Below are 17,418 nucleotides of genomic sequence, written 5' to 3' on the forward strand. Positions count from 1 at the left end.
GACGACGGCGCCGCGCTCGGCCGCTGCCCCGAGGGCGGCGCTCACCGTGGGGCCGTCGTCGGTCAGTCGCTCGTCGGGGTCGCCCCGCCAGTCGGCGAACAGCAGCAGGTCGTCCTTGCGCAGCGCTTCCAGACAGCTCTTCAGCTCGGCGAAGTACGTGGCGCCGTGGATCAGCGGCCGTACGTAGTTGCCGCTGGACCACGCGTCGAGGCCGGTCGCCCGGTTGTCGCGTTCCTCCTCGGTGAGGAACCAGTCCTGGATGCGCATTCGGCCACCGCTACCCGCACAAAAGCCATTAATAACCCGGCAAAGCCCGGGTAGTGCGGGAGGAGTGTCCCCCACTATCGCGGTTGTCGCACATCAGAAGAAGATCCTCGGGGCCGGCCTGGACCGGCTGCGCGTGCTGCTCACCGAGCGGGACGTCGGCGAGCTGATCTGGCACGAGGTGCCCAAGAGCAAGAAGGCGCCCAAGAAGGTGCGCAAGGCGCTCAAGGCGGGCGCGGAGCTGGTGTTCGTCTGGGGCGGTGACGGCATGGTGCAACGCTGCGCCGACGCCATGGCCGGCTCCGGCGTGCCGATGGCGATCCTGCCCGCCGGGACGGCCAACCTGTTCGCCGGCAACCTGGGCATCCCCACCGACCTGGAGGAGTCCGTACGGATCGGCTTCGAGGGCCGCCGTGCCGAGCTGGACCTCGGGGTGCTCAACGGCGAGCACTTCGCGGTCATGGCCGGGGCCGGGTTCGAGGCCGAGATGATCGCCGAGGCCGACGGCAAGGCCAAGCGGAAGTTCGGCAAGCTGAGCTACGTCAAGGCCGCCGTCCGGCACGTCGGCGGGCCCCTGGTGCCGATGACGGTCAAGGTCGACGGGTCCACCTGGTTCGAGGGGGAGGCGAGCTGCCTGCTGCTCGGCAACGTGGGCACGATCGCCGGCGGGGTCGAGGCGTTCGACGACGCCCGGCCCGACGACGGCTGGCTGGAGGTCGGGCTGTCCACGGCCAAGGGGCCGATCCAGTGGGCCCGGGTGATGGGCAAGATGGCCGCCGGACGGTCGGAGGACTCGCCGTTCGTGCGCATCACCCGGGCGCGCAAGGTGTCGGCCCGGTTCGGCTCGCCGATGACGTACGAGCTGGACGGCGGCGACCGCGAGGCCACCACCAAGATCAAGGCGAAGGTGGCCCCGGGCGCGCTGACCGTCTGCCTGCCGTCCTAGCCGGCGCGGGCGGCGTCCATGACCCGGCCGGCGTCGCGCTCGAAGGAGGCGCGGGCGCCGAGCGTCAGGAGGCCGCCCACGATCATGGGGACGACCAGCAGGTACATGCCGCCGATCAGCGAGCCGAACCGGTCGGAGGCGATGCCGACGACGAGTGAGCCGAACGCCCCGGCCGCCGTGATGAGCAGCTGCAGGACGGCGAAGCCGAGACCGCGCGCGGCGGCCGGGACGACGTCGGCCAGGCAGGCCGTCATGTTCGGGATCGCGATCGACATGAGCGAGCAGGCGAGCAGGACCAGCGCGGTCATCGGGCCGATCGAGTCCATGGCCAGCGCGCCGGCCAGGACGGCCGCGCCCGCCGTGATGCCGCCGCCGCCGGCCAGCAGCCTGCCGCCCTTGCGGGTGCCGTGCCACCTGCGGCCCAGCCAGGAGCCGACCAGCGTGCCGGCCAGCGTCCCGGCGATGGTGATCAGGCCGCTCAGCGAGCCGGCGGCGCCGACGCCGACGCCGTACTCGCGGACCATGAGCGTGGGCAGCCAGTAGAAGATCCCGGCCAGGCCGAGGGTCAGCAGGCCCAGCCCGACGCAGACGAACAGCAGCGTCGGGATGCGGATGACCTGCCCGAACTGCTGCCAGAAGGGCGCCTTGGGCGACGCGGTGCCCTCAGGCGATCCTGCGGTTTCCGCGGGGGCTCCGGCGACCATCCGGTCCAGGTCGCCGCGGCCCGGCTCGCGCAGGAACCACACGAGCACCGCCGTGAGCACGCCGGGCACCACCATCACCAGGAACGCGGTGCGCCAGGAGAACACCTCGGCCAGCACGCCGCCCAGCAGCGTGCCGATGCCGCCGAGGTAGGTCGTGACGCGGGTCAGCCCGTACGCCTTGGCCCGGCTGACCGGCGGGTAGTAGTCGGCGAGCAGGCTGCCGGCCGCCGGGTTGTCGATGTTCTCGGCCGCCGCCAGCAGCACCCGCATCAGGTAGAACATCACGAAGCCGGTGGCCAGGCCCGAGCCGAGCGTGGCGACGGCCCACAGCAGCACGACCACCGCGATGATCCGCGTCCGGCTGAACCGGTCGGCCAGGAAGCCCGCGGGCAGGGAGACGATCGCGGCGGCCAGCGCCGCGGCGGTCGGGATCGAGCCCGCGGCGGTGTCGCTGAAGCCCCACTCCTTCTGGACGAGCGGCAGCACCCCCGACAGCAGGTTGTACTCCATGCGGTCCACGAGCCCGACGATGAAGAGCACGACCAGCGGCGCCCAGCCGAACGGCGCCCTGGTCCGCGCGTCGATGACGCCGGCACGCGGCGAACCCAACGTCCTGACCATGCCCACCCTTCCCGTAGGAAAATCTAGAATGCTGTTCTAGGCGAACGTTCTAGCCAGAGTGGCAGAAGTCACACGATTCGTAAATGGGCGATTTCTGGGAAATTTCGCAGTTTGGGGCTCATGTACGGTGATCGCATGAATCCTGGGCAGGTCACGGGCGCGATGCTGGTCGCCGGCACCACCTCCGACGCGGGCAAGAGCGTGGTCACCGCCGGGATCTGCCGCTGGCTGGCCCGCCAGGGCGTGCGCGTGGCGCCCTTCAAGGCCCAGAACATGTCGCTCAACTCCTACGTCACCGCCGGCGGCGCCGAGATCGGCCGCGCCCAGGCCATGCAGGCCCAGGCCGCCGGGCTGGAACCGGTCGCCGACATGAACCCCGTCCTGCTCAAACCGGGCAGCGACCGCCGCAGCCAGGTCGTGCTCCTGGGCGAGCCCGTCGCGGACGTGGACGCCATGGAGTACGGCGCGCTCAAGGACCTCCTGCGGACCACCGCCCTGGCCTCCCTGGACCGGCTGCGCGCCCAGTACGACGTGGTGATCTGCGAGGGCGCCGGCAGCCCCGCGGAGATCAACCTGCGCCGCGGCGACATCGCGAACATGGGCCTGGCCAGGGCCGCCGGGCTGCCCGTCGTCGTGGTCGGCGACATCGACAGGGGCGGCGTGTTCGCCGCCTTCCACGGCACGGTCGCGCTCCTGGACGCGGCCGACCAGGCCCTCGTCTCAGGGTTCGTGGTGAACAAGTTCCGGGGCGCCCGCGAGCTGCTCGAACCCGGCCTCGACATGATCAGGAAGCTCACCGGCCGATCGGTGTACGGCGTGCTGCCCTGGCTCGACGGCCTCTGGCTGGACGTCGAGGACTCCCTCGCGCTGGACAACCGCCGGGTCGCGACCGGCCGGCCGCTGGGCAGGCAGACGTTGCGCGTGGCGGTCGTCCGGCTGCCCCGGATCTCCAACTTCACCGACCTGGACGCCCTGGCCGCCGAGCCCGGCGTGCTGGTGCGCTTCGTGACCGACCCGGTCGAGCTGGACGACGCCGACCTGGTGGTGCTGCCGGGCTCGCGGGCCACGGTCGAGGACCTGGCCTGGCTGCGGCGCACCGGCCTGGCCGACGCCCTGCTCGCCCGGCGCGGGCCCGTCCTCGGGATCTGCGGCGGGTTCCAGATGCTCGGCCGGGAGATCGTGGACGAGGTCGAGTCGCGGGCGGGCCGGGTGGACGGGCTCGGACTGCTGCCGGTGCGCGTCGAGTTCGCACCGGACAAGCGGCTCGCCCGGCCGGTCGGGCAGGCCTACGGGCAGCCGGTCAGCGCGTACGAGATCCACCACGGGCGGGCGACCGTCGAGGGCGGCGAGCCCTTCCTGGACGGCTGCCGCGCCGGCGACGTTTGGGGCACCACCTGGCACGGCGCCCTGGAGAACGACGCCTTCCGCCGGGCCTTCCTGGCCGACGTGGCCGAACGGGCCGGGCGCGCCTTCGTCCCCGCCCCGGACACCGACTTCGGCCGCCTGCGCGAGGCCCGCCTGGACGCCCTGGGCGACCTCGTCGAGCAGCACCTGGACACCGACGCCCTGCTCGGCCTGCTGCGCGACGGCCCGGCCCCCGTGCCCTACCTGCCGCCAGGCGCCCCCTCGGCCTGATCCCGCCGGGAACGCTCGCCCTGGGCGGTGATCCAGGCGTCGATCTCCTCCCAGTGGGAGTACAGCCAGCGGACCTGACTCTCCCGGTCGTCCCTGGGCACCTCGGCCGCCGGCACCCGCCACCACCTGGCCGTGATCCGCGCCGCGTACGGCAGCCTGCGCCACACGTCGCCGATGGTGACGAGGTCGTCCAGGCCGGTGTGCGCGACGAAGACCACGTCGGCCTCCGGGCAGGCGGTGATCGCGGCGATGGCCCCGTTCGGCCGGGGCGGCAGCAGGTGGGTCATGCCGCGTGCCCGCTCCGCCTCCTCGGCCAGCCCCTTGTCCTCCAGCCGGCGGATCGCCAGCCGCCGCCGGCGCGGGGTGAAGTTGCCGCCCTCGGGGAAGATCACCAGGGCGTCGCGGTCGTCCATGGTCGCCGACAGCCGCCGGATCTCCTCGATCACCCGCTCGCGTCCGGACCGCCGCGGCACGAAGGCGTTCGGCAGGCGGTTGACCACGACGTCGAGCGACGGGTCGTACTGGAGTGCGGCCTTCATGACGATCCGCGGGTGCCGCCCGTACACCGCCAGCAGGTGATAGATCAGCAGAAAGGAGTCGCCCGGCCCGGCGTGCCGGGAGAGCACCACGACCGGGCGGCTCAGCCGGGTGGCGCGCTCCTGCGCGGTCGGCGCGGGCTCCTCGACGTCCACGGTCAGCCGGAAGATCCGCACCGCCGCCGCGTACACCTTGGCCAGGAACCAGCGGATCAGCGCGTAGTGCCGCTCCTGGCGCCGGGCCCGCCCGAACGCCCCCGACAGCCACAGCCCGAGGCACGCGATGAGCACCGCCGACTCCAGCGTCAGCCAGGCCGCGCCGAACCAGACGAACCGCAACCCCCTGCGCTGCGGCGGCGGCAGCCGCAAGGACGCCCCGAACGTGACCAGCAGCCACAACGGCAACGTCACCAGCACCACCACGGTGACCACGATGACGAGCGGAGCCAGCACGATCCGGCGGACGATACGCGGTGGGATCAACGGCGCCTCCCTGAGGTCTGCCTGCCCTGAGGCCCTACCTTCATCCTCCTCTTGTCCGCAGATAGTGCGAAGAAGCCTGGTACGCCCGCTCGATGTAGGTGGAGATCTGGGACAGGTCGCGGTAGCGCAGGGTGGACAGCGGCGCGGCGACCCCGGCGGGCAGCACGTGCACCTCCACCCCCGGCGGCAACGAGGCCATCTCCTCGGCGAACCGGTAGCGCCGCGCGATCTCGAACGCCACCATCCCCACCTCCCAGAACCGCCGGGGCGCGGTCAGCGGGCGCTCGATCCGGCCGACGTGCAGCACGTAGACCCGCCTGGCCCCGAGCTGCACGGCCCGCCCGACGGGGATGCTGTGCACCAGCCCGCCGTCGAAGAAGTGCTCCCCGCCGATCTTCACAGGCGGCAGCAGCCCCGGCACCGCGCACGACGCCAGCACCGCCTCCACCAGCGGCCCGCTGGCGAACCAGTGGGCCGCGGCCCGCTCCACCGAGGCCGCCACGCACTGGAACGGCACCGCCAGCTCCTCGATCAGCTCCGTGCGCACCGTCCCGGCCAGCACCTCCCGGAGGGGACCGTTGGGATGCAGGTGGGTGCCGGTCCTGGCCAGCGTGGACAGCCGCGTCACCCACGACCCGGCGAACGCCGTGCGCACGACGTCGGACCGCCACAACGAGGTCAGCCGGTCGACCGCCCGCGCGGGGTCGGCGGCGATGAGCGCGCCGTTGAGCGCGCCCACCGACGTGCCGACGACCACGTCGGGCCGGATGCCGAAGTCGTCGAGCGCCTGGAGCATGCCCACCTCGTGAGCCCCCAGCACGCCACCGCCACCGAGCACGAACGCCGTCTCCACGCTCTTCACCCTGCCCATTCTTGTTGCCGTGTCCCGGAAGGGAACCGGCCGGGACGCTGCCGACTTCGGCCAGTGACCCCACCGCCGCCCCGGCGGGACGATTCCGGCATGACAGCAGTGGTACAGGCCGAAGGGCTGACCAAGTACTACGGCGGGCGGCGCGGCCTCGAAGACCTCACGCTGGAGATCCGGCCCGGCGAGATCTTCGGCTACCTCGGGCCCAACGGCGCCGGCAAGACCACCACGATCAGGTTGCTGCTCGACGTGATCAGGCCCACCCGCGGCACGGTCCGCGTGTTCGGCCACGACCCGCGCGCCGCCGCCACCCGCGCCCGCATCGGCTACCTGCCCGGCGAGCTGGCGCTCGAAGGCCGCGACCGGGCCCGCGACTACCTCGGTTTCCTCGGCCGCGTGCGCGGCGGGGTGCCGGGCAGCCGCATCGAGGAGCTGGCCGAACGGTTCGACGCCGACCTGTCGGTGCCGATGCGCAAGCTCTCCAAGGGCAACAGGCAGAAGGTCGGGCTGATCCAGGCGTTCATGCACGAGCCGGAGTTCCTCATCCTCGACGAGCCGACCAGCGGGCTCGACCCGCTCGTCCAGCAGGAGTTCCTGGCCATGGTCCGGGAGGTGCGGGCGGCCGGCCGGACCGTGCTCATGTCCTCGCACGTGCTGGCCGAGGTGGAGAGCGTCTCCGACCGGGTCGGCATCGTCCGCGCGGGCCGCCTGGTGACCGTGGAGAACGTGGCCGCGCTGCGCGAGAAGGCCGTCCGCCGGATGGAGCTGCACTTCGACGCCCCGGTGCCGGCGTCGGCGTTCGAGGGCCTGCCGGGGGTGCGCGACCTGCGGGTGGAGGGCGCCAGCGTCCGGTGCACGATCGACGGCCGCCCGGACGCCCTGGTCAAGGCCGCCGCCCGGTTCACCGTCGTCCACCTGGTCAGCGCCGAGCCCGACCTGGAAGAGATCTTCCTGACCTACTACAGCGAGGAGGACCGGCACCATGATCGCCAAGAGTCTGCGTGACCACCGCCGGGCCCTGATCTGGTGGACCGTCGGCATCAGCGCGTTCATGGCCCTCTACATCAGCATCTTCCGCAGCGTCAGCCAGGACCCGAGAACGTTCAACCAGCAGGCCCTGGCCAAGTACCCCGGCCCGCTCAGGGACCTCATGGGCGGCATGCCCGACCTGGCGCTCGGCGTCAACTTCCTGCAGACGGTCGTCTACCAGCTCTTCGTCCCGATGTTGTTCGTCGTGCTCGCCACCATGCTGGCCAACCGGGCGATCGCCCAGCCGGAGGAGGCCGGGACGCTGGAGCTCGTCGTCACGCTGCCGGTGGACCGCAAGCGGCTGGTGCTCCAGCGGTTCTGCGCGCTGGCGCTGGCGCTGCTGGCGGTGTTCGCCGTGACGCTGGCCGTGGCGTGGGCGGCCGGGGACGCGGCGGAGCTCGGGGTGCCGTTCGACCGCGTCCTGGCCGCGCACGTCGGGGTGCTGCTGCTCGCGCTGTTCTTCGGCACCGTGGCCCTGACCGTGGGCGCGGTGACCGGCCGCAGGATGATCGCCTCGTCCGTCGTCGGCGTGTGGGTGGCGGCCGGGTACATCGTCGTCACGCTCGGCCGCGGCGTGGCGGCCATCGCCTGGCTGAAGTGGCTCTCGCCGTTCCACTACTACGCCGAGGGCCGGCCGCTCTATGAGGGCCTGCCGGTCGGGGACTACCTTGTGCTGGCGGGAGCGACGGCAGTGCTCGCGCTCACCGCGATCCTGTCCTTCGACAGGCGTGACGTAGGAGTGTGATGGTGCTCTCCAGGATGCCCGCCGACCTGCTCGGCGGGCATCGCCAGGTGCTGGCCGGGGCAGCCGCCGGGCGTCCGCCCTCGCGGGCGGCGCTCGACGCCTGCCGCGCCGACGGCACGCGCGCCGCCGAGCAGGGCGTCCCGCTGCGGACGCTGGTCGACGGCGCGCTCGCCGCCGCCGAGGGGCTGCCGGACGTGCTGCCCGCGCTGCGCAGGGCCGTCTCGGCGCTCATGGAGGGGTACGAGCTGGCCCAGCTCGCCGCCCTCAGAGGCGAGGAGACGGCCCGCAGGGAGTTCGTGGACGACCTGCTCCAGGGACGGGCCGAGCGGCTGGCCGAGCGGGCCGAGCACTTCGGCCTCCGGCTGGCCGAGTCGTACGTGGTGGCCGCCGCCCGCGGGCTGCGCGACGGGGACCAGGACCGCATCGAGCGCGACCTGATCGCCCGGTTCGGCTCGCACAACGTGCTGGTGGCGGTGCGCGAAGGGCTGCTGGTGTGCGTCGTGCCCGCCACGCTGCCCGCCGCTGTGGGGGAGTTCACCCATCACGTACGCGCCCGCTTCCCGGCCGGATGGCGGGTCGGCGTCGGACGGCCGCACCGCGGGCCGGGCGGCGTCGTGACCTCCTTCAGGGAGGCGGCCGGGGCGCTGGAGCTGGCCGACGCGCTGCGGCTCACGCTCGACGTGGTCAAGGCCGCCGACCTGCTGGTCTTCCCCGTGCTGCTGCGCGACCGCGGCGCGATCGAGGACCTGGTGACCAGCGTGCTGAGCCCGCTGCTGCACGCCAGGGGCGGGCACGAGCCGCTGGTCGAGACGCTGGAGGCGGTCTTCGCCGCGCACGGCAACCAGGCGGCGGCCGCCCGCAGGCTGCGGATCAGTCCGCGGGCGGTGACGTACCGGCTGGAACGCATCCGCCGGCTGACCGGCTTCTCGCCCGACGACCCCACCCAGCGCTTCACCCTGGAGACCGCGGTCCTGGGCGCGCGGCTGCTGGACTGGCCGTGGGATCAGTCGTGAAGGGCGAGCCGGAGCCCGAACCCGACGATGACCACGCCGGTCACCCGGTCGAGGATCCGCCGTACGCGGGCCGACCGCAGGACGTCGCTCATCAGCGAGGCGAACCCGATCAGCACCGCGCTCCACGCCAGCCCCTCGGCCACGTGCACCCCGGCCAGCAGCAGCCCCATCGCCGCGTGCGGCGCGCCGGCCGGGATGAAGTGCGGCAACATCGCCACGTAGAACGCCCCCACCTTGGGGTTGAGCAGGTTCGTGAGCAGGCCGCGCCGGAACCCCTTGCCGAACCCGAACGCCCGCTGCCCGTCCTCCTCCTCGCCCGCCCGCGCCCTGGCGAGGAGCATGCGCACCCCCATCCACACCAGGTACGCCGCCCCCGCCCAGCGCAGGACGTCGTAGGCGAACCGCGAGGCCGCCAGCAGCGCCGACAGCCCCGCCGCGGTGAGCACGCCCCAGATCAGCGTGCCGAGCTGGATGCCCAGCACCACCCCCCAGGCCGCCCGCCTGCCGGTGAGCAGCGACGTGCGCAGGGTGAGAGCCGTGTCGAGCCCCGGTGTGATCGTCAGGAGCGCGACGACGGCAGCGAACGACCAGACTGCCGCATTGATGTCCACAAGGGGCGAGCGTAGCGCTAGGGAATCAACAGCAACTTTCCGGTCGTACGCCGGGCGGCCAGGTCCTCGTGGGCCCGTCGTGCCTCGGCCAGCGGGTAGCGCTCGGACACGTTGATCCTGAGCTGCCCCGAGGCGATCCAGCCGAACAGGTCGGCGGCCCGCCAGAGCAGCTCCTCGCGCTCGGCGACGTAATGGACGAGTGTGGGCCTGGTCAGGAAGAGCGAGCCGGCGCGGTTGAGCACCTGCGGATCGAGCGGCGGGACCGGGCCGCTGGCCGCGCCGTAGAGGGCCATGAGCCCGCGCGGGCGCAGCGCCTCCAGGCCGCCGTCGAACGTCGTCCTGCCGACGCCGTCGTAGACGACGTGGATCCGGTCGCGCAACGCGTCGGCGAACTCGTCGTAGCCCAGCACCTCGTCGGCCCCGGCCGCGCGGGCCAGCTTCTCCTTCTCCGGCGTGGAGACCGTGCTGTAGACCTTGGCGCCGCGCAGCTTGGCGACCTGGATCAGCAGCTGGCCCATGCCGCCGGCGCCGGCGTGCACCAGCACCTGGTCGCCCTCCTTGACGTCGTACGTCGAGTGGGTGAGGTAGTGGGCCGTCATGCCCTGGAGCATCGCCGCCGCGGCCAGCTCGGCGGACACGCCGTCGGGCACCGGCACCAGCCGGTCGGCCGGCACCACGGCCTTCTCCGCGTAGCTGCCCAGCACGCCGGCCCAGGCCACGGTGTCGCCGACGGCCGGCCCGTCGACCCCCGGCCCGACGGCCGAGACCACGCCGGCCCCCTCGGACCCGATCGGGGTCGGCACCGGGAGCGGGTAGGCGCCGGAACGGTGGTAGATGTCGATGAAGTTGACCCCGCTGGCCGCGACGTCGACCACGACCTCCCCGTCACCCGGCGGCGGATCGGGACGCTCGACGTATTCGAGAACCTCTGGACCGCCCTGGGCGGAGACGATGATGGCATGCATCCCCCCAGTCAACTCCGCCCCAGCCCCCCACCGCCACCCCAGCCCCAGCGCGCCGCCAAGGGGATCCGGAGGATTGTCAGCACCCGCCACGCTCGTCTGGGCCACGCCCCCCCACGGCTCACCGGTCGGGCGCAACCGTCACTGGTCGGGGGTGGGGGAGGGGGGCAGGATGCGGGCCAGGGCGCCGGCTTCCAGGGCTACCCAGATCGCTCCGTCGGCGCCGACCGTCAGCCCGTGCGGCTCGCCGCTGCCGGCGGCGCCCGGCTCGCCCTGCCCGGCGGTCGCGGACGGCGGCACCGGCACCGTGGGCAGCGGGTGCTCCTCGATCGCGCCGTCGACCGTGATGCGGCCGAGACGCCCGGCGGCCCACTCGGTGAACCAGAGCGCGCCGTCGGGACCGGCCACGATGGCGTGCGGACGGCAGGCCCGATCGGGCAGCGGGAACTCGGTGATCTTCCCGGCCGGATCGATCCGGCCGACCTGCCCCGCGCCGATCTCCACGAACCACACCGCCCCGTCGGGCCCGAGCGTGATACCCACGGGGGCGGCGCCCTCGGTGGGCAGCGCATGCACGGTGACCTCCCCGGACAGCGAGATCCGGCCGACGGCGTGGCCCTGGTTGATCGAGAACCAGAGCGCGTCGTCGCCGCCCACCGTGATGAAGGCGGGCATGCCGCCCTCCACCGGCACGTCGAAGTCGGAGCGCTCGCCGTCGGCGCCGATGCGCCCGATGCGCCCGCTGCCCATCTGGGTGAACCACATCGCCCCGTCGGGCCCGGCGACGATCCCGTACGGCGAGTCGGCCGGGTACGCGGTGACCTGGCCGTCGCCGGTGATCCGGCAGACCCGGCCGCCCTTGCCCTCGGTGAACCACATCGCGCCGTCGTGGCCGGGCACGATCACGCCGGGCTGCCCGTCGGCCGGGTCGAGCTGATGGATCACCGGCTCGTGGCCCGGCACCAGCCTGCCGACACAGCCCTGGTGGACGAGCGTGAACCAGAGCGCGCCGTCGGCGGCGGTGGCCACGCCGTAGGGCGAGCCCGCGGAAATCATGGTCAACATATGTGTCCCCCTGTCAGTCGGATCTCGGTGCCCGTGAAACGGCGCCTCAGCGCCCGGTCGTGCGTGACCATGACCACCGCCCCCGGGTAGGCGGCGAGCGCGTGGTCGAGCTCGTCGGCCAGGACGGGCGACAGATGGTTGGTCGGTTCGTCGAGCAGCAGCAGGTCGTGCTCCCTGATGAGCAGCCTGGCCAGCGACAGCCGGCGCCGCTGGCCGACCGAGAGCTCGCCCACCCGCCGGTCGAGCGCGTGCGCGGGGAGGAGGCCGGTGTCCAGCAGGGCCGCGCGCCGCTCGTCGGCGTAGCCGTCGTGCCCGAACGCGGCGAGCACGGCCAGGCCGGGGTCGAGGTCGTCGTCCTGGGGGAGGTGGCCGGCCCGGCACCCGGCGCGCTCGGCCAGGACCCGCAGCAACGTGGACTTGCCCGCCCCGTTGGGCCCGCTCACCAGCACCCGCTCGCCCGGCCGGACGGTCAGCGACCCGACGTGGAGCCGGTCACCGACGTGCACGTCACGCAGCTCCACCAGGGGCGCGGCCGCGGCCGGACCCTTGCTCACCGGACCGTTGCCCGCCGGACCGTTGCCCGCCGGACCGTTGCCCGCCGGACCGTCGCTCACCGGACCGTCGCTCACCGGAGCGTTGCCCGCTGGGGCGGGAGCGCGGAAGGCGGCCCGGAAGCGGAGCGGGGCCGGCGGGCGGGGGACCGGGTCGTCCTCCAGGCGGCGCAGCCGCTCGTGGGCGTTGCGCACGCGGGTGGCCACCGAGCTCTGGACGCGGCCCGCGTTGCGGTCGTAGGCCATTTTGTTGTTGTCCCTCATGGCCCGCCCGGCCGCCACGCGGTGGGCGGTGGTGGCGGCGTGTTCGCGCACCTGCCGGACCTCCTCGCGCCAGGCCGCGTACGCCTGCTCCCACCGCGCCCGCGCCGCCGCCTTGGCCGCCAGGTAGCCGCTGTAGCCGCCGCCGAACCGGGTGACGGCCCCCTCCTCGACCTCCAGGACGGCGGTGGCCACCCGGTCGAGGAAGACCCGGTCGTGGGAGACCACGACCACGGGCCCCCGGTGACCGCGCAGCCGCTCTTCGAGCCAGGTCAGCGCCGGCTCGTCGAGGTGGTTGGTCGGCTCGTCGAGCAGCAGCGTGGCGGGGTCGGCGGCCAGCACGCAGGCCAGGCCCAGCCGGGCGCGCTCGCCGCCCGACAGGCTCGACAGCACCCGGTCACGGGCGACGTGCGCCAGGCCGAGGCCGTGGAGGGCCTTGTCGATGCGCGCGTCGGCCGTGTAGCCGCCGCGGGCCTCGTAGGCGGTCAGCAGCTCGCCGTACTCGTCCATGACGTCGTCGGTGAGCGCCGACTCCAGCTCGCGCAGCCTCCGCTCCATGGCCCGCAGACCGGCGAGCGCGTGGTCGACCGCCTGCTGGACGGTGTGACCGGGCGGCAGGCCGAGCGTCTGGCCGAGATGGCCGACATCGCCGGTGACTCCCGTGACGCCGGTGATGGTGATCTCGCCGTCGTCGGGCTGTTCGACGCCGGCCAGCAGCCGGAGCAGGGTGGACTTGCCTGAGCCGTTCTCGCCGACGACGGCCAGGCGCTCGCCGGGGCCCACGGACAGGGACACATCGGTGAGCACGACGCGGTCGCCGTACGACTTGCCGAGCCTTCGGACGTTGATCAGGATGGAACTCCAATCGCAACTGTTGTAGCTTTAGTTTGGCACAGGCGAAGCCGCAAACGCAACTGGAGTAGGTTTTGGAACCGAGCAGACGTCCTGGAGGGCGCAGCGCGCGAGTTCGCGACGCCGTGCGCCAGGCGACCCTGGCCGAGCTGGCGGCCCATGGCTTCCGCGGCCTGACGGTCGAGAACGTGGCCGAGCGGTCGGGCGTGCACAAGACCACCGTCTACCGGCGGTGGGGCAACGTGGAGGGCCTGATCTCCGACGCCCTGGAGCTGGCCAAGGACGAGCCGTGGCCGATCCCCGACACCGGCTGCGTCGAGGGCGACCTGCGGGCGGTCGTCCAGCTCGTCCGCGGCGGGTTCGCCGACCCGGAGCTGGGGCCGGTGTCGTCGGCGTTCGTGGCGGCGGCCGTCCAGAGCCCGGAGGCGGCGCGGGCCCTGCACGCGTTCTTCGCCGCCCGGCACGACCAGTCGGCCGAGGTGGTGCGGCGCGCGATCGCCCGTGGCGAGCTGCCCGACGTCGTCGACGTCCGGGAGGTGATCAGGGTGGCCGTCGCCCCGGTCTACTACCGGCTGTTCGTCGCGCACGAGCCGGTGAGCGAGCGGGACGCCGACCGCGCCGCCGACGCCGCCCTGGCCGCCGCCCGCGCCGGGATCCTCTGAGAACCCCGATCAGAGCGGCAGCCGCAAGAAGCGACCGACGGAAGCGACCGACGGAAGCGGCACCGCGAAGAGGCCGCCGCGAAGAGGCCGCCGCGAACAGGCAGCCGACGCAAGCGGCCGCGGAGAGGCCGCCCGTGCGGGCGGCCGCCCGGGAGAGGCGGCCGCGGGCTGGTCAGTGGCGGCGGGGGCGGAGCCGGTCGAGGAAACGCCGGGCCTTCTCCTGGTTCTGCGGGTCTCGGGCCATGCGCTTGGCCTTCTCGACGGTCTGCCTGCCTTCAGGGCTGCGCAGGTACGCGCGCACCCGGTCCATGAGCTTCGCCATGCACACCCCCTACCCCGATGGCCGCCGGGAACGCGGGCCGCCCGTCTAGGGCTCCTCCTTCTGCCCCCGCAGCTCGAAGTCGTCGAACGTCATCTTCAGCGACGACTCGCTGTCCTTGGGCGTACGCGCGAAGAGCCCGACGTACCCGTTGCCGAGCCCGTTGGGGTCGTCGGCCTGCTGCACCCGTTTGTCGTTCACCCACATCGTCAGCCGCACCCCGGTGCCGCGCTGCTCGCACGAGGCCACGATGCGCACCCGGCCCTCCGGCTTGGCCACCTTGGCGGGCTGGGTCAGCGTGCCGCCCGCGCCGTCGTACACGCGGCGGATCCGCGCGTTCCCCTCAGTGTCGAGGCCGAACTCGTAGTAGGTGTCGTCGTCGTCGGAGTTGTGGCAGTAGATGCCGTACTCGCCGCTGCCGGCGTACTCCCGGATCTCGGCGGTGACGCCGACGACCACCGACGACGGCAACATCGGCGTGGGCGTGGCGGAGGGGTCGGGGGTGTTCGTGGGCGTGGCGACGAGGAAGGGGATCGGGGCCTTCGCCCACTGCTCCTCGCGGCCGTCCTCCACGTCGAGGCCGTACGTGCCGTCCGTGCGGTAGCCCTTGCTGCCCGTGGTGTCGGGGTCGTAGGTGCCGAGCCAGCCGCCGGAGGTCTGCGTGAAGTCCTCGCGGTACAGGACGCCCAGGTCGTCGGGCGGCCCGCTCGGAGTGAGCACCGCCCAGGCCGTCGCCGCGGCGGCCACCAGCACCGCCGCGGCGGCCGCGCCGATCCCGAGCAGCCTGCCGCGCCGCTTCGCCGCCGTGTTGGCCGCCGTGTCGGCAGCAGTGGGCGCGGCCTCGGTGAACGGGGTGGTGGCGTGCTGCCAGGCCACCTGCACGGTGTGCGCCGCCTGCTCGGGCGCCGCCGAGCGGCCCACGAGGTGGTCGAGGAGCTGCTGCGCGGTGGGCCGCACGGCGGGGTCCTTGCGCAGCGCGGCCCCGACCAGCTCGCGCAGGCCGGGATCGACGTCGTCGAGGCGGGGCTCGGTGTTGAGCACCTGGTAGACGATGGAGGGCAGCGTGTCGCCGCCGAACGGCGCCCGTCCGCTCGCCGCGTACGCGATCAGGCAGCCCCACGAGAACACGTCGCAGGCGGGCGAGACCGGCTCGCCGCGCAGCACCTCGGGGGCCATGTACCGGGGCGTGCCGACCAGCTCGCCGGTGCCGGTGACGCCGCCCAGCGTGTCGAGCGCCCGCGCGATGCCGAAGTCGATCACGCGCGGCCCGACGGGGGACAGCAGCACGTTCGACGGCTTGAGGTCACGGTGGACCACCCCGGCGCCGTGGATGGCGGTCAGCGCCGTGGCCACGCTGACGGCCAGCGCGTCGAGGCTGGAGCCGCGCAGCGGCCCCGACTGGCGTACGGCCTCCTCCAGATCGGGGCCCGGCACGTACTCGGTGACCACGTAGAGCAGGTCGCCGTCGAGCGCGGCCTCGATCACCGCGGCGGTGCAGAACCTGCGGACGCGGCGAGCGGCGTCCGCCTCCCGGCGGAAGCGCATCCGGAACTGCTCGTGCTGACTGAGCTCCGGATTGATCACCTTGATGGCGACCCGCTGCCCAGTGGGATCCTCGGCGAGGTGGACCGTGCCCATGCCGCCCCGCCCGAGCACGCTCAGCAGCCGGTAGCGCCCGATCTGGGATATATCACCGCTCACGGCGGCCCAGCTTACCGATCGCGGCTATCCGCCGCAGGACGCGCACGCGATGCGCGTACGCCGCGCGTACGACCAGGCCGCCACGGCCATCCCGGCGCCCCACACCACGTACCCGGGCACGGCCACCCAGAAGAACGCCTCGGGCAGATCGCCCCCGGAGAACGGCACGCCCCCGCTGAGCCGTTCGGCGGCCATCTGCCCCAGCGCCACCCCGAAGTAGGCCAGCAGCCCGCCGGACACCCCCACCCCCGGCCACAACACCAGCCGGCGCGGCACCGGGCGCCCGGCCAGCCACGGCACCCATCCCGGCCACACCCGCCCGAACCGGTGGACGAGCGCCAGCGGCAGCAGCGTCCCGGCGAGCAGGAACTCGATCTCGAACGCCACCGCTCCGGCACGGTACGGCACGACGTCGAACCCGACGGCCGCCTGCGCCGCGATCCGCGCCAGGCAGCCGGCCACGGAGACGTAGGCCGCCGCGAAGGCCCACCCCGGCGTACGCGCGAGCACCCGGGACGAACGCCGCCCGCACGCCGCGCAGGCCCCCGCGGCCCGCCGCCGGTAGGCCGCGGCGGACCGCCAGAGCAGCACCCCCGAGCCCACGCAGGCCGCCTTGCTGAGCGCCCCCGCCCACGAGAACGGCATGCCGAGCCCCGGGACGACCACCGACACCACGTCGAGCAGCAGCAGCGCCCCCGACACGATGAGCGCGCCGCCCACCGCCCAGGCCAGCGCCGGCGGCGCCCATCCCAGCGGGCCGTCCGGGCGCGCGGCCATCAGGACGACCAGCGCCGCCGCGGCCGCCGCGCACAGGCCCACCGCGGCCCAGCCGGTGAACACGATCAGGTCGGACCCGATCGGCGACATCCGCTCCGGCATGTGGCCGAGCTCCCAGTAGACGCGCAGGCCGCCGTAGAGGACGACCAGCGCCAGCGCGACGGCGGGCGTCCTGACAATTCTCACCTCGGGGCTCATGCACGAGATCCTGCCGACGCCCGCGGGCCCGTCCCTCCCCTGCGGGAGGCGGGTTCATCCCCCGTGCGGGGGAGCGCCGCGCAGCCCGGCCCGCACCTGGGCCAGCCCGCGCGCGGGGTCCACCACCAGCACGCGGCAGCCCGCGGCGGTGGCCGCGGCCACGCCCGCCGGGCTGTCCTCGACGGCCACGCACCGCGCCGGGGCCACCCGCAGCCTGCGGGCCGCCTCCAGGTACGGGTCCGGGTGCGGCTTGCCCCGGGCGGTGTCCTCGTCGGCGATCACCAGGTCGAACGCGTGCCCGAGCCGGGGCAGCACCAGCTCCACGATGCCGCGGGGGGAGGCGGTCACCAGCGCGGTCGGGACGTCCGCCGCGGCCAGCTCGGCCAGCAGCTCCGGCGCCCCCGGCACGACCGTCAGCCCGGTCCTGACGCGCTCGGCGAACGCCTCGGTGAGCGCGCCCGCGACCCCCTCCACGCTCGCCCCGCCGCTCATCCCGCCGACCCCGGCCACCAGGTACGCGACCCGGCAGAAGGGCCTGTCGGAGGTGGCGGTCTCGCCGGACGGCCGCCTGACGGCCGGGGTGTCGTCGTCCTACCGGGCGGGCTACGACTCCGT

General features: G+C 73.7%; 17 protein-coding genes and 1 pseudogene. 6 read left to right on the forward strand and 12 right to left on the reverse strand.

The features are described 5' to 3' along the window. Nucleotides 1-267, reverse strand: a pseudogene (locus tag ACWCSD_RS28255) (phospholipase); the annotation flags it as partial. Nucleotides 268-331: 64 nt separating this feature from the next. Here ACWCSD_RS28255 and ACWCSD_RS28260 point away from each other — a divergent pair. Beyond that, nucleotides 332-1,210, forward strand: coding sequence for a diacylglycerol/lipid kinase family protein (locus ACWCSD_RS28260; RefSeq protein ID WP_352323514.1), 879 nt, complete (start codon nt 332-334; stop codon nt 1,208-1,210). Here the strand turns inward: ACWCSD_RS28260 and ACWCSD_RS28265 are convergent. After that, nucleotides 1,207-2,535 carry an MFS transporter gene (locus tag ACWCSD_RS28265; protein WP_449919253.1) on the reverse strand — a complete coding sequence of 443 codons (1,329 nt, stop codon included), beginning with the start codon at nt 2,533-2,535 and terminating at the stop codon, nt 1,207-1,209. The two genes, ACWCSD_RS28260 and ACWCSD_RS28265, sit on opposite strands and share 4 nt — an antisense overlap. 135 nt (nt 2,536-2,670) lie before the next feature. Here ACWCSD_RS28265 and ACWCSD_RS28270 point away from each other — a divergent pair, with 135 nt between their 5' ends. Further along, a complete protein-coding gene (locus ACWCSD_RS28270) occupies nt 2,671-4,170 on the forward strand; it encodes a cobyric acid synthase (protein ID WP_449919256.1) in 1,500 nt (499 codons plus the stop codon). On the opposite strand, the gene ACWCSD_RS28275 is transcribed toward ACWCSD_RS28270, so the two are convergent. Then, nucleotides 4,140-5,189: a 1-acyl-sn-glycerol-3-phosphate acyltransferase gene (locus ACWCSD_RS28275; protein WP_449919259.1), complete on the reverse strand. Its 1,050-nt coding sequence runs from the start codon at nt 5,187-5,189 to the stop codon at nt 4,140-4,142. The two genes, ACWCSD_RS28270 and ACWCSD_RS28275, sit on opposite strands and share 31 nt — an antisense overlap. A gap of 40 nt (nt 5,190-5,229) precedes the next feature. Beyond that, nucleotides 5,230-6,060 (reverse strand): patatin-like phospholipase family protein, encoded by an 831-nt coding sequence (locus ACWCSD_RS28280; RefSeq protein ID WP_397161788.1) that lies wholly within the window; start codon nt 6,058-6,060, stop codon nt 5,230-5,232. Between the two features lie 90 nt (nt 6,061-6,150). On the opposite strand from ACWCSD_RS28280, the gene ACWCSD_RS28285 reads away from it, so the two are divergent. From ACWCSD_RS28285 to ACWCSD_RS28295, 3 genes are read left to right on the forward strand one after another with little or no spacing between them, the layout of a single operon-like run. Then, nucleotides 6,151-7,062, forward strand: coding sequence for an ABC transporter ATP-binding protein (locus ACWCSD_RS28285; RefSeq protein ID WP_352360661.1), 912 nt, complete (start codon nt 6,151-6,153; stop codon nt 7,060-7,062). After that, on the forward strand, nt 7,040-7,831 hold the full coding sequence (locus tag ACWCSD_RS28290) for an ABC transporter permease subunit (RefSeq protein WP_364336390.1): 792 nt from the start codon (nt 7,040-7,042) through the stop codon (nt 7,829-7,831). The genes ACWCSD_RS28285 and ACWCSD_RS28290 overlap by 23 nt, the downstream gene beginning before the upstream one ends. Beyond that, nucleotides 7,831-8,844 carry a PucR family transcriptional regulator gene (locus tag ACWCSD_RS28295; RefSeq protein ID WP_352323507.1) on the forward strand — a complete coding sequence of 338 codons (1,014 nt, stop codon included), beginning with the start codon at nt 7,831-7,833 and terminating at the stop codon, nt 8,842-8,844. The genes ACWCSD_RS28290 and ACWCSD_RS28295 overlap by 1 nt, the downstream gene beginning before the upstream one ends. Here the strand turns inward: ACWCSD_RS28295 and ACWCSD_RS28300 are convergent. From ACWCSD_RS28300 to ACWCSD_RS28315, 4 genes are all read right to left on the reverse strand, one after another. Beyond that, nucleotides 8,835-9,455 carry a LysE family translocator gene (locus tag ACWCSD_RS28300; protein ID WP_449919266.1) on the reverse strand — a complete coding sequence of 207 codons (621 nt, stop codon included), beginning with the start codon at nt 9,453-9,455 and terminating at the stop codon, nt 8,835-8,837. The two genes, ACWCSD_RS28295 and ACWCSD_RS28300, sit on opposite strands and share 10 nt — an antisense overlap. 17 nt (nt 9,456-9,472) lie before the next feature. Beyond that, a complete protein-coding gene (locus ACWCSD_RS28305) occupies nt 9,473-10,420 on the reverse strand; it encodes a quinone oxidoreductase family protein (RefSeq protein WP_449919269.1) in 948 nt (315 codons plus the stop codon). 138 nt (nt 10,421-10,558) lie between these two features. Then, complete coding sequence (locus ACWCSD_RS28310; RefSeq protein ID WP_397161786.1) at nt 10,559-11,482, reverse strand: Vgb family protein; 924 nt, start codon at nt 11,480-11,482, stop codon at nt 10,559-10,561. Continuing rightward, nucleotides 11,476-13,101: an ABC-F family ATP-binding cassette domain-containing protein gene (locus tag ACWCSD_RS28315; protein WP_449919272.1), complete on the reverse strand. Its 1,626-nt coding sequence runs from the start codon at nt 13,099-13,101 to the stop codon at nt 11,476-11,478. Before ACWCSD_RS28315 ends, ACWCSD_RS28310 begins: the two co-directional genes overlap by 7 nt. Before the next feature lie 170 nt (nt 13,102-13,271). Between ACWCSD_RS28315 and ACWCSD_RS28320 the strand changes: the two genes are divergently transcribed. Then, nucleotides 13,272-13,808 (forward strand): TetR/AcrR family transcriptional regulator, encoded by a 537-nt coding sequence (locus ACWCSD_RS28320; RefSeq protein ID WP_387678887.1) that lies wholly within the window; start codon nt 13,272-13,274, stop codon nt 13,806-13,808. Nucleotides 13,809-13,980: 172 nt separating this feature from the next. On the opposite strand, the gene ACWCSD_RS28325 is transcribed toward ACWCSD_RS28320, so the two are convergent. The 4 genes from ACWCSD_RS28325 to ACWCSD_RS28340 are packed head-to-tail and all read right to left on the reverse strand — an operon-like array spanning nt 13,981 to nt 17,277. Beyond that, nucleotides 13,981-14,130, reverse strand: coding sequence for a hypothetical protein (locus ACWCSD_RS28325; protein ID WP_358294834.1), 150 nt, complete (start codon nt 14,128-14,130; stop codon nt 13,981-13,983). Between the two features lie 45 nt (nt 14,131-14,175). Next, nucleotides 14,176-15,828, reverse strand: a complete 1,653-nt coding sequence (locus ACWCSD_RS28330) for a serine/threonine-protein kinase (RefSeq protein WP_449919277.1) — start codon at nt 15,826-15,828, stop codon at nt 14,176-14,178. 24 nt (nt 15,829-15,852) lie between these two features. Continuing rightward, complete coding sequence (locus tag ACWCSD_RS28335) at nt 15,853-16,803, reverse strand: hypothetical protein (protein ID WP_449919280.1); 951 nt, start codon at nt 16,801-16,803, stop codon at nt 15,853-15,855. Between the two features lie 54 nt (nt 16,804-16,857). Next, complete coding sequence (locus ACWCSD_RS28340; RefSeq protein WP_449919283.1) at nt 16,858-17,277, reverse strand: HAD family hydrolase; 420 nt, start codon at nt 17,275-17,277, stop codon at nt 16,858-16,860. Between the last annotated feature and the right edge of the window lie 141 nt (nt 17,278-17,418).

The organism is Nonomuraea sp. NPDC001684 (assembly GCF_053596515.1).

Coding starts and splice junctions, on each gene's coding strand:
- ACWCSD_RS28290 (WP_364336390.1), top strand. CDS start 7,040: ATGATCGCCAAGAGTCTGCGTGACCACCGCCGGGCCCTGATCTGGTGG.
- ACWCSD_RS28265 (WP_449919253.1), bottom strand. CDS start 2,535: ATGGTCAGGACGTTGGGTTCGCCGCGTGCCGGCGTCATCGACGCGCGG.
- ACWCSD_RS28310 (WP_397161786.1), bottom strand. CDS start 11,482: ATGTTGACCATGATTTCCGCGGGCTCGCCCTACGGCGTGGCCACCGCC.
- ACWCSD_RS28295 (WP_352323507.1), top strand. CDS start 7,831: ATGGTGCTCTCCAGGATGCCCGCCGACCTGCTCGGCGGGCATCGCCAG.
- ACWCSD_RS28305 (WP_449919269.1), bottom strand. CDS start 10,420: ATGCATGCCATCATCGTCTCCGCCCAGGGCGGTCCAGAGGTTCTCGAA.
- ACWCSD_RS28325 (WP_358294834.1), bottom strand. CDS start 14,130: ATGGCGAAGCTCATGGACCGGGTGCGCGCGTACCTGCGCAGCCCTGAA.
- ACWCSD_RS28285 (WP_352360661.1), top strand. CDS start 6,151: ATGACAGCAGTGGTACAGGCCGAAGGGCTGACCAAGTACTACGGCGGG.
- ACWCSD_RS28270 (WP_449919256.1), top strand. CDS start 2,671: ATGAATCCTGGGCAGGTCACGGGCGCGATGCTGGTCGCCGGCACCACC.
- ACWCSD_RS28280 (WP_397161788.1), bottom strand. CDS start 6,060: ATGGGCAGGGTGAAGAGCGTGGAGACGGCGTTCGTGCTCGGTGGCGGT.
- ACWCSD_RS28335 (WP_449919280.1), bottom strand. CDS start 16,803: ATGAGCCCCGAGGTGAGAATTGTCAGGACGCCCGCCGTCGCGCTGGCG.